Source organism: Cecembia lonarensis LW9 (assembly GCF_000298295.1).
Taxonomy (GTDB): domain Bacteria; phylum Bacteroidota; class Bacteroidia; order Cytophagales; family Cyclobacteriaceae; genus Cecembia; species Cecembia lonarensis.
On record NZ_AMGM01000113.1, the window covers coordinates 1 to 10,270 of the forward strand.

Below are 10,270 nucleotides of genomic sequence, written 5' to 3' on the forward strand. Positions count from 1 at the left end.
TAGAGAAGGTAGGGTTGTCGGAGTCAATGATTTCCAAAGCAGTCAGGAATGAATTGGAAGAAAGACACTTGTACTGTACAGAATACTTGAAGATCTGCTGTGCCAAAACCAAATTGGTAGGGTCAGCTGTCAATTTTGGACCTAAGGTATTCTCGATAAACTCACAATCGATCAGTTCCATGGCCACAATTAACTGCTCAAGCGTTGATTTTGGCGCAGCCACATCCTTACCCTCTGCTTCTGCAGCATCAAGAATTTTATTTAAAGTCTCAAATCTCTCAAGGAGTTCTTCTTTAGTAAAGGCCTTATTGTAAGCATTGTGCCTGTACACCGCATTGAAAAATGCAGCTGTAAGTCCAGGGGTATTGATCGTTCCATTAACCTCCATTGCCCTATCAAAGGCTTTCACGATGTCACCAACCCTATCTCTGTCGTTTACATAGTAATTGTAAGCATAATAGGCTTTATTTTCTATCCACCTTGCCTCGTTGTCATATTTTTCTCTTCTATGCTCGAAGATGGTCATGACAGAATCCTGATAAATCCGCTTTTGAGCTTCATCACTGACCGTTTTGGATGCACCGTCATAGATTGTGATGCCATTGATATAAATGGACTCATTCAAATCAGGCGTATTGGTCAACAACCAGTGTAAAGGCCTGGTAGCCTCAACAAATTGCTCTGATTTCATATAATCCACATAGGCAGCATTCAACTCCCTTGCTTTGGCTTCTTTTGCAGGATCAGAAGGCCAGTTCCATCCATCTTGTGCCTGAGCAAAACCCGCAACCGCTATGGTCAGTAACCCGGCTAATACATTTTTAACTTTCATGTCTGTTAACTTTAATCAAATACTCGTTTGTAAAACCATGTATTATCGTTGAGAGAGAATCCTAGACTAAATGACACATAATTCTCTCTTATCAATCCATTTTCTGTGGTACCGCGGGTTCCCAGCCTGATGGCGAAATTGGCCAACGACAAATTGTTTATAGGAACTGAACCTCCAAAATTGATGCCAATATCTTCAATCTGTGTATTGGCCACAACGTAAGGTGTTTGCTGATAATTCACGCCAAATCTCCAAGTAGTCCTTTTGAAAACATTGGCTAATGCGGCAAAGTCTGGAGCAAGTTGCCCACCCAAAGAAACCGTAAAGGAATCACCCAGCTCACCGGAAGTACCATCGAAGCTCCTGAATTGGCTAAGACGTTGCTGTTGAGCCTCCAAGCCAATTACAAATTTATTAATTTTTTCATAAGATATGCCATAACCTATGTTATTAGGCACATAAATTGAGCCTTGCTCGTTATTTCTGATGATGTCGCCATCACCATCTGGCCTGCTAGCTTGACCAAAATCTGCTACCTTCGCAAATTCTTTTCCATTAAGATTTCCATACGCCTGATAAATGGCACCCAGATGAATGTTGCTATTGGATCCGACCTTAAAATAATAATGTGCCCCTGTTTTGAACGCCACATCGCTGATGGTCAATCTTTGGTAAAACTCTGAAGAAACACCGACGGGCAAGCCTTCTTCTGAAAGCAAGGACAACTGATTGGTCCTGATGGTAGACCCAAATAAATAGGAAGCATGCAATCCCAAGCTCAGGTTTTTGGCTACCATATACCCAGTAGATAAATAGGCTTCTGAAATCCCCCCTTCTCCATCTATCAGGTTAAGGGACGAAAAATCAGAGTTGGCCACGTCTCCTCTTACCAGAATGTTATAACTCACCCCTGTGACCTGATTGAGGCCAAGGCCCATGGTATGCTTGCCTGAATTTACGGGTAAGGAGACTCCCACATAAGAAAGCCCTCCCCCATCAAGGGTTTCCGATTCAGTATCTGTAGTGGCATTGATTCTCCTGTAATTGAAAGCCGCCTGAAAATTAAAAATGGTATTTCTGGTACTCAAAGCAGGGTTCATGTAATTAAGTCCCCAACCCGTACCAAAACTGATACCCAAACCGCCCATGGACTGGTTTTGGGTCAATCCCAGGTTATTAAAGTCACCTATGCCTAGGGCACTGTAAGTAGATACACTGGACTGTGAAAAGGATTCGGAAAGTATAAAGAAGGCACAGCAAGTGCCCAGAATTTTCAGCCTATTGTAGATGGACATTGTAAGTTAATATTCTATTTAGGCCATACAGGACCAAATTAGGGATTACAAATATGTGGTCTTTTGTTAAGCTTTCAAAAATTTTTGAATCACCTCCACAAATAATGACCCTCAAATTAGGATATTTGGCCTGATAGGCCGCAATGAATCCAAGCATTTCGTGCTGGATGCCGTAATATACGCCACTTTTCATCCCCTTTTCCGTAGAATTACCGATCAACTCTGGCTTTTCTCCCAAAGGCAAATCCAATAAAGGTAACCTTGCCGTCTGTTGGTGCATGGCCCTAAAGCGCATTTTCAACCCAGGAGAAATCGCTCCACCAAAATATTGATCCTCTTCATCCAAAATCTCATAAGTAATGCAACTGCCCATATCTATGGTTAAGAGGGGACCTTGTTCGAATATACACCTGGCGCCTACAGCAGCTGCTTTTCTGTCTACTCCCAGTGTTTCCGGTGTAGCATACAGGTTTTTGATAGGAATAAGGGTGCTTTTGCTGAGAAACAGGAAAGGAAAGTCCAACAAATCTCTGAGCACTTCTGACGTATAAGTGACCGAACTGATCAGAGCATGGTCAAATGCAATGGTCCCTGAATACGCTCTGAAAGCATCAAAATCTTCAAAATACACCTCATCCACCATTCTGTGCTCCTCAAACTGAGCAGTTTTGATTCGGGTATTGCCTATATCGACTACAAACTGTTTCAAAGGATCGATGAATGATGATGAAAACTTTACAATGGCGAAATTACTCATTTTAAGATAGGACAGATTTTGTGTAAAATAAATTTAACTTTGGGGCAGCTATATTTAACAAAATTTAACCCATGACGCCACGAAAAAGCTACCATATGATCGGTTTGATGTCAGGAACATCCGGTGACGGTCTGGATTTAGCCTATTGTGAATTTATTTTTGAGCAGCAAAAATGGACCTATCACCTGCATGCCTATCATACTTCCCCTTCCCTGAAACACTGGAAGAAAATCTGAAAAAATCCCATCTACTGGATGGACTGGAACTTTCCCTGCTGGATATACAATTCGGCAAATGGATGGGGGAAAAAGTGAGGTTCTTTGTGAGTGAAAATAAACTCAAAATAGACGCCATAGCTTCCCATGGCCATACGGTTTTCCACCAACCCGATAAGGGGCTGACCCTGCAAATAGGTAATGGCTGGGCATTGCATAAAGCGTCGAAACTTCCCGTCATCAATGATTTCAGAATGCTGGATGTGCAATTGGGCGGGCAGGGAGCACCATTGGTCCCTATTGGTGACCGGCTTCTTTTTGGACAATACGATTATTGCATCAATCTGGGCGGCATCGCCAACGTCAGTATGGAATACACCGGGCTGAGACTGGCTTTTGACATCTGTCCTTTTAATCTTTTGCTCAACCATTATGCCAATCAAGTGGGCATGGCTTACGATGAAGATGGGGCATTGGCCAAAAAAGGGAAATTGTTGCCCGAAGTATTGGATAAACTCAATAATCTTAATTATTACTACATACAGGGGTCCAAATCCTTGGGCAGGGAAGACCTTGATCCTTTTTTTGAAATATTAGAACAAGAAAAACATACCACCGAAGATATCCTACATACATTGGTACAACACTTTGCCATTCAACTGAAAAATTCCATCAAGCCCATTCCTGATAGGAAAGCCAAGCTGCTGATTACAGGAGGAGGTGCCTTCAATACTTTTTTTATAGAAACATTAAATCAGGTGCTTGGTGAATCTTTTTCTATTGTTTATGCGTCCAAAGAACTGATCAATTACAAAGAAGCCCTGATATTTGCTTTCCTGGGAGTTCTTAGGCTGAGAAATGAACACAACTGCCTACACAGCGTAACTGGGGCCTCAAGGGACAATTGCGGAGGTACCGTTTACGGTTTTTGACAATTGATTGACAAATATTTCTATTTTTGCGCGCATAAACCCAAATACCAACATGAAAGAATTACTCAAAAAATTTGAGAACAAACAACCTGAAATTGTTTTTGAATGGAGCGATAGCGAAACGGAAGCAGAAGGTTGGGTAGTGATCAATTCCCTAAGAGGAGGGGCTGCAGGAGGGGGAACCCGCATGCGTAAAGGCTTGGACAAAAGAGAAGTAGAATCTCTTGCCAAAACCATGGAGGTTAAATTTACCGTTTCAGGTCCAGCCATAGGAGGCGCTAAATCCGGCATCAACTTTGACCCTAATGACCCCAGAAAAGAGGAAGTGCTCAAAAGATGGTATAAAGCCGTCATGCCCCTTTTGAAAAATTATTACGGGACCGGTGGCGATCTGAATGTGGATGAAATCCATCAGGTAATCCCCATCACTGAATCTTATGGCCTTTGGCATCCCCAAGAGGGTATCGTCAGCGGACATTTCAATGCCACTGAACCTCAAAAAATCCGTAAAATAGGACAGTTGAGACAGGGTGTTTCCAAAGTATTGGAAGATCCTGACTACACACCCAATGGCCCTAAGAAATACACCGTAGCCGACATGATTACGGGTTATGGTGTTGCCGAGGCTGTCCGGCACTACTATAAAATCTGGGGTGGGCAGCTGAAAAATAAAAGAGCCATCATACAGGGCTGGGGAAATGTAGGGGCAGCCGCGGCCTGTTTCCTCGCTGTGGAAGGTGTTAAAATTATTGGAATTATTGACCGGGAAGGTGGACTTATTAAAGAAGAAGGCTATAGCTTGGATGAAATCCGTGAACTTTTCCTTAAGCGAGAAGGCAATAAGTTGGTAGCGGATGACATGATCCCCTTTGATACAATCAATGAGATTATCTGGGACCTGCCCACAGAGATTTTTATTCCTGCTGCAGCTTCCCGCTTGATTACTCAAGAACACGCAGAAAGAATGGTGAAAACCGGCTTGGAAGTGATTTCTTGTGGTGCCAATGTACCTTTTGCCGATCCGGAAATTTTCCTGGGACCTATAGGCCTTTGGATGGACGAGCAGGTATCCGTACTGCCCGATTTTATCGCAAACTGTGGTATGGCTCGGGTCTTTGCTTACCTGATGTCGGATAAAGCCGAACTTACCGATGACGCCATTTTTAAAGATGTAAGCAAGACCATCGCCAAGGCTTTAAAAAAGACGCATGAGAAAAATCCTGGAAAAACTAAGATTGCTCAGGCCTCTCTTGAAATTGCACTTAAGCAGCTGATATAAGTATTCAGCCAATCATCAGCCGGGTTGAATACCTTTTAAATTAATTCAACCCGGCTTGCTCATTTTATGTGGTGCTTTTCAATCAAATTAAGTAGTTTAGCAAGAATAATCCTCAATAAACCTAACTTAGGTTATAGGTTTTAGGGCTTATTGTGCAACCAGTTGAAGAAAATTGCTTAAATTACTTTGATGAGAAACATATTCCATGTTTTTGTCTTCCTATTAGCGCTTGTGATTTTTTCAAATCCCGCTTATGCCCAGACTGCAGAGGAAGTACAAACTGAAGTCACCGAAAGTCTCGAACAAGATGAACCTATTACCAGTGTGGCTGCTCATATTCATGATGACAGTCACGAGCACCATGAAGACGCACCCGTCTGGCTGGTAATCCCATTTGTAGTTTTATTATTGATGATAGCCACAGGCCCATTGTTCTACGAGCACTTTTGGCATCATAATTATCCCAAAATAGCAGTTGGATTGGCCATTTTTGTGGTCTTTTACTACCTTTTTGCCCTGCATAATGTACATGGCCCAGTACACGCCATGGCTGAATACGTTCAGTTTATAGCGCTTTTGGCTTCATTGTACATTGCATCAGGAGGTATCCTTATAGAAATAGATAAAAAAGCCACGCCAATGGCGAATGTGGCCTTACTCCTGATTGGGGCCTTGATATCCAACCTGATCGGTACTACAGGTGCCTCCATGCTATTGATCCGGCCTTTTATCAGGTTGAATAAAGGAAATATTCAACCTTACCATATCATATTCTTTATCTTCATGGTAAGTAATGTGGGCGGCTCCCTTACTCCTATTGGAGATCCACCACTCTTCCTTGGTTTCCTGAAAGGGGTTCCTTTCTTCTGGACTTTGGAACACAATTGGCCAGCTTGGATTTTGGCCCTTGCCTTCCTTGCTTTGGTCTTTTACTTTGTGGATAAGAAATATGGTCGGGCCAACGAGGAAGAATTGGAAGAGGTGACCTACTCCAATAAATTTGAGCTGATCGGCACCAAAAATTTCTTATGGCTTGGCGTGGTCATTGCCTCCGTTTTCCTGGATCCGAACGTGATTGACTGGGTGCCGGCCATTCATTATGATGGACAAAAATTCTCTTTTATCAGGGAAATCATCATGCTTTCTGTCGCGTACTTTAGCTTTAAATTGGCCGACCAAAAAGCCATCAAAGGCAATGAATTCAATTTTGAACCCATCAGGGAAGTAGCCTTTATCTTTATCGGTATCTTTGGTACCATGATGCCTGCCCTAGAGTTGGTAGGCAACTTCGCCAAATCACCGGAAGGTGCACAATTGATCACCCACAACACCTTATATTGGGGTACTGGTATCCTATCCGGGTTCTTGGATAATGCACCTACTTACCTGAATTTCCTGGCTGCAGCCATGGCTTCACAAGGTGCTGAAATCAGTAATATTGAAATGGTTAGGGATTTTGCCATGGATAAATACGATCAATCGGCTTTTGAGCTGATGGCTATTTCAATCGCCGCGGTATTCTTTGGCGCTATGACCTATATTGGAAATGGTCCAAACTTTATGGTGAAGTCCATTGCAGAACAGAGCGGGATCAAGATGCCTTCATTCTTTGGATACATCATCCGATTCTCTTTGCCCATCCTTTTGCCAATTTTGATCATTACCTGGCTGGTATTCTTCGCTTTTGTATAATTGAAAAAACCACCTGAATATTTTATACCGGCGAAAGCCGGTTTTTTTGTTGGTTGATTTTACCATTTCCGAAATCCGACTTCCGAAATCCCCCTTTCCCCTTTCCCGAACGCTTAGCATCGGCCGTCCCTACAGGACGGATGGGAATGGTTGACGCTTTTTTGCTACCAATAGGTTGTGCCTCTGGCACAAGTCCTCCAATAAACACTTACCTAAAAAATGAACCAAACGGTCAACGCTATTTGGGGAAGGACAAAGGACAATTCCCTTTTCCCTTTGCCCTTATGCCTTTTTCCTAATTCCTTGGCTCTTTTTAGAAGGCTCTTTTTGCCCCGCTTTGAAATTCCCCTTAAATTGCCCCCGATTCCCATAAAAAAATCCTTTAATGACCCATGAGCCCAAATAAATTATTAAGCGCTTTCCTGGTTGCTGGCCTCCTACTTAGCTGCGGGCAACAGGAAAAATTTCCTACAATCGAAGTGAACTATCCAGAAACCAAAAAATCAGACCATGTGGATCAATACTGGGGCCAAAACGTGGCTGACCCTTTCCGCTGGCTGGAAGATGATTATTCCGAGGAAACCAAAGCCTGGGTAGAAGCCCAAAACAAGGTTACATTCGGCTACCTGGAGCAAATCCCCTTTAGGGAGGCCGTTCGCCAAAGACTGGAGCAAGTCTGGAACTATGAAAGGATTTCTGCTCCGAATACTTATGGAGCGTATCAATACTACTACCGCAATGACGGTCTACAAAACCAATCTGTACTCTACAGAAAAAATGGTCCTGAGGGGGAAGAGGAACTCTTCTTAGATCCCAACAAACTTTCGGCTGACGGAACCACTTCCTTAGCGGGAGCAGCCTTTACCAAGGACGGTAGTCTTTTTGCCTATGCCGTTTCGGTGGCAGGTTCGGATTGGAGAGACATCTACGTGATGGATACAGAAAGTAAGGAATTAAAGTCTGATAAAATAGAGGATGCCAAATTTACGGGCATTGCCTGGAAAGGGAATGAAGGGTTTTTCTACAGTACCTACGACAAGCCGGGAGGTTCCAAACTCTCCGCCTTGACCAATAACCACAAACTTTACTACCACCAATTGGGAACAGACCAAAGCCAGGATGTCCTGGTTTTTGGAGATGACAACAATCCCAGAAGGTATGTGGGTGCCTCTGTCACAGAAGATGGCAAATACCTCGTCATTACCGCGGCCAACAGCACCACAGGCAATGAATTATACATGCAGGATCTGAGCAGGGCCATGTCCCCGATCGTGTCCATCGTGGCTGATATGGAAAACACACATTATGTGATCGATCATCAGGATGGGGAACTGTTTATTTTCACCAACCTGAATGCACCTAACAACCGCTTGGTCAAGACTTCCATTTCCAGCCTTGTCACTGATAATTGGGTGGATGTGATTCCGGAGACAGAAAATGTACTCAGCGTATCCAAGGGAGGAGGTAAATTTTTTGCATCTTACCTCAAAGATGCCATCACAGAGGTCAAACAAATTTCCTATGATGGTAACTTGGAGCGGGTGGTGGACTTGCCGGGAATTGGTACAGCAGGAGGATTCTCTGCTAAAAGGGAGGAAACAGAATTGTACTTCAGCTTTACTTCTTACCTTACCCCTGGCTCCATTTATGCCTACGACATAGCCACCGGTGCGGTAGCCTTGTACAACAGCCCAGAGGTAGACTTTGACCCTGCTTTGTATGAAAGCAAGCAAATCTTCTATACTTCCAAGGATGGTACTCAAATCCCCATGATAATCACCCATAAAAAGGGATTGCAAATGAACGGTAAGAACCCAACCATCCTGTATGGCTATGGCGGCTTTGGGGTGAGTCTGACGCCTTCCTTCAGTATTGCCAATACAGTATGGTTGGAAAATGGCGGGGTTTATGCCGTACCCAACTTAAGAGGTGGAGGGGAATATGGAGAAAAATGGCACCTGGCCGGCACCAAGATGAAGAAACAAAATGTGTTTGATGACTTTATCGCTGCCGGCGAATACCTGATCAAAGCAGGGTATACCTCTTCCGATTTCCTAGCCTTGAGGGGTGGGAGCAATGGGGGATTATTGGTCGGAGCAGTGATGACCCAAAGACCTGATCTGGCCAAAGTAGCCTTCCCTGCGGTGGGTGTACTGGATATGCTGCGCTATCATCAGTTTACCGCCGGTGCAGGATGGGCCTATGATTATGGCACAGCCGATGATTCTGAGGAAATGTTCCGTTACCTGAAGGGCTATTCTCCTTTACATAATTTAAAACCAGGAACAGCCTTTCCCACCACCTTGGTGACCACTGCTGATCATGATGATCGGGTAGTTCCTGCGCACTCCTTTAAGTTTGCCGCTACCTTGCAGGAAGCCCATGAAGGTAACAATCCAGTTTTGATCCGGATCGAAACCAATGCAGGCCATGGGGCAGGTAAACCAACCGCCATGCAGATTGCGGAGATTGCCGATATTTTTGCCTTTGGTCTGTACAATATGGGGGTGGGTTTTCCGAATAAATAATTTGTGTTATTGATCAAATAAAGAACAATTTGATATGCGACCCCGATGGGGTCGTATATTTTTATCTGGCGTTTTCTTCTATAAATATGTGACCCCGATGGGGTCATCCGAGATTCCGATATTAGGATTTATTGAAGCAAATAGGAGTTCAAACCAACCCTCCAAAGATTTCGAGCCCTTGGAGGGTTTTTCATGATATATTATCCTATCTTCTTATCCTTTTATCATTAGGGATAGCACTTGATATGCGACCCCGATGGGGTCGTATATTTATAGCTTGATGTCTCTGTCTATAGCTATATGACCCCGATGGGGTCAAACAGTCTTCCAAATTGAATGTGCGTTCAATAAAAAACGAATTTTACCCAAACCCTCCAAGGGTTTCGAACCCTTGGAGGGCTATTAGTAATGGAAAAGATGGACCGTCACGCTGAGAATTCAACATTTAGGAAAATGTTCGGAAAAAGAAAAGATAGTTATTGAAGCTTCATTCCGCTCTACCACAGAGGGTTATTGATGGCCGATTTTTTTTAACCACATAGGAGAAGATAGCACACATAGCTTCCCCTGTATCAACCGCCTGATTTTAAAAATAAAGGTTTGCTGTTGCCCAGCTATGTTTTCTATGTTTCTATCCCGCATGCGGGACAAGTTGTGGCAGATAAAAAAGGATTTTTGTGGTGGTTCAGGTTTTTTTTGGACAACATAGTAACATAGCCAACATAGTTAGGCTGTAGCTG

7 protein-coding genes and 1 pseudogene are annotated in these 10,270 nt (G+C 43.5%); 5 read left to right on the forward strand and 3 right to left on the reverse strand.

The window, feature by feature from the left end; all coding sequences use genetic code 11:
• The 3 genes and pseudogenes from B879_RS19015 to B879_RS19025 all read right to left on the reverse strand — a co-directional run.
• A pseudogene (locus B879_RS19015) lies at nucleotides 1-832 on the reverse strand (hypothetical protein); the annotation flags it as partial.
• A gap of 11 nt (nucleotides 833-843) precedes the next feature.
• A complete protein-coding gene (gene bamG / locus B879_RS19020) occupies nucleotides 844-2,127 on the reverse strand; it encodes a BamG family beta-barrel-assembly machinery protein (RefSeq protein ID WP_009186850.1) in 1,284 nt (427 codons plus the stop codon).
• Nucleotides 2,111-2,884 carry a type III pantothenate kinase gene (locus tag B879_RS19025; protein WP_009186851.1) on the reverse strand — a complete coding sequence of 258 codons (774 nt, stop codon included), beginning with the start codon at nucleotides 2,882-2,884 and terminating at the stop codon, nucleotides 2,111-2,113. Before B879_RS19025 ends, bamG begins: the two co-directional genes overlap by 17 nt.
• 71 nt (nucleotides 2,885-2,955) lie before the next feature.
• On the opposite strand from B879_RS19025, the gene B879_RS23535 reads away from it, so the two are divergent.
• The 5 genes from B879_RS23535 (at nucleotide 2,956) to B879_RS19050 (ending at nucleotide 9,530) form a co-directional block, all read left to right on the forward strand.
• Nucleotides 2,956-3,120 (forward strand): hypothetical protein, encoded by a 165-nt coding sequence (locus tag B879_RS23535; protein WP_306413711.1) that lies wholly within the window; start codon nucleotides 2,956-2,958, stop codon nucleotides 3,118-3,120.
• Nucleotides 3,057-4,031, forward strand: coding sequence for an anhydro-N-acetylmuramic acid kinase (locus B879_RS19030; RefSeq protein ID WP_009186852.1), 975 nt, complete (start codon nucleotides 3,057-3,059; stop codon nucleotides 4,029-4,031). The genes B879_RS23535 and B879_RS19030 overlap by 64 nt, the downstream gene beginning before the upstream one ends.
• Nucleotides 4,032-4,083: 52 nt before the next feature.
• On the forward strand, nucleotides 4,084-5,310 hold the full coding sequence (locus tag B879_RS19035; RefSeq protein ID WP_009186853.1) for a Glu/Leu/Phe/Val dehydrogenase dimerization domain-containing protein: 1,227 nt from the start codon (nucleotides 4,084-4,086) through the stop codon (nucleotides 5,308-5,310).
• A gap of 189 nt (nucleotides 5,311-5,499) precedes the next feature.
• Complete coding sequence (locus tag B879_RS19040; RefSeq protein ID WP_009186854.1) at nucleotides 5,500-7,002, forward strand: sodium:proton antiporter; 1,503 nt, start codon at nucleotides 5,500-5,502, stop codon at nucleotides 7,000-7,002.
• Between the two features lie 392 nt (nucleotides 7,003-7,394).
• On the forward strand, nucleotides 7,395-9,530 hold the full coding sequence (locus tag B879_RS19050) for a prolyl oligopeptidase family serine peptidase (protein WP_009186856.1): 2,136 nt from the start codon (nucleotides 7,395-7,397) through the stop codon (nucleotides 9,528-9,530).
• Nucleotides 9,531-10,270 lie beyond the last annotated feature (740 nt).

Excerpts from the sequence above, each read along its gene's own strand:
- B879_RS19035 (WP_009186853.1), top strand. The coding sequence starts at position 4,084 with ATGAAAGAATTACTCAAAAAATTTGAGAACAAACAACCTGAAATTGTT.
- B879_RS19025 (WP_009186851.1), bottom strand. The coding sequence starts at position 2,884 with ATGAGTAATTTCGCCATTGTAAAGTTTTCATCATCATTCATCGATCCT.
- B879_RS19050 (WP_009186856.1), top strand. The coding sequence starts at position 7,395 with ATGAGCCCAAATAAATTATTAAGCGCTTTCCTGGTTGCTGGCCTCCTA.
- B879_RS23535 (WP_306413711.1), top strand. The coding sequence starts at position 2,956 with ATGACGCCACGAAAAAGCTACCATATGATCGGTTTGATGTCAGGAACA.
- bamG (WP_009186850.1), bottom strand. The coding sequence starts at position 2,127 with ATGTCCATCTACAATAGGCTGAAAATTCTGGGCACTTGCTGTGCCTTC.
- B879_RS19040 (WP_009186854.1), top strand. The coding sequence starts at position 5,500 with ATGAGAAACATATTCCATGTTTTTGTCTTCCTATTAGCGCTTGTGATT.
- B879_RS19030 (WP_009186852.1), top strand. The coding sequence starts at position 3,057 with ATGGACCTATCACCTGCATGCCTATCATACTTCCCCTTCCCTGAAACA.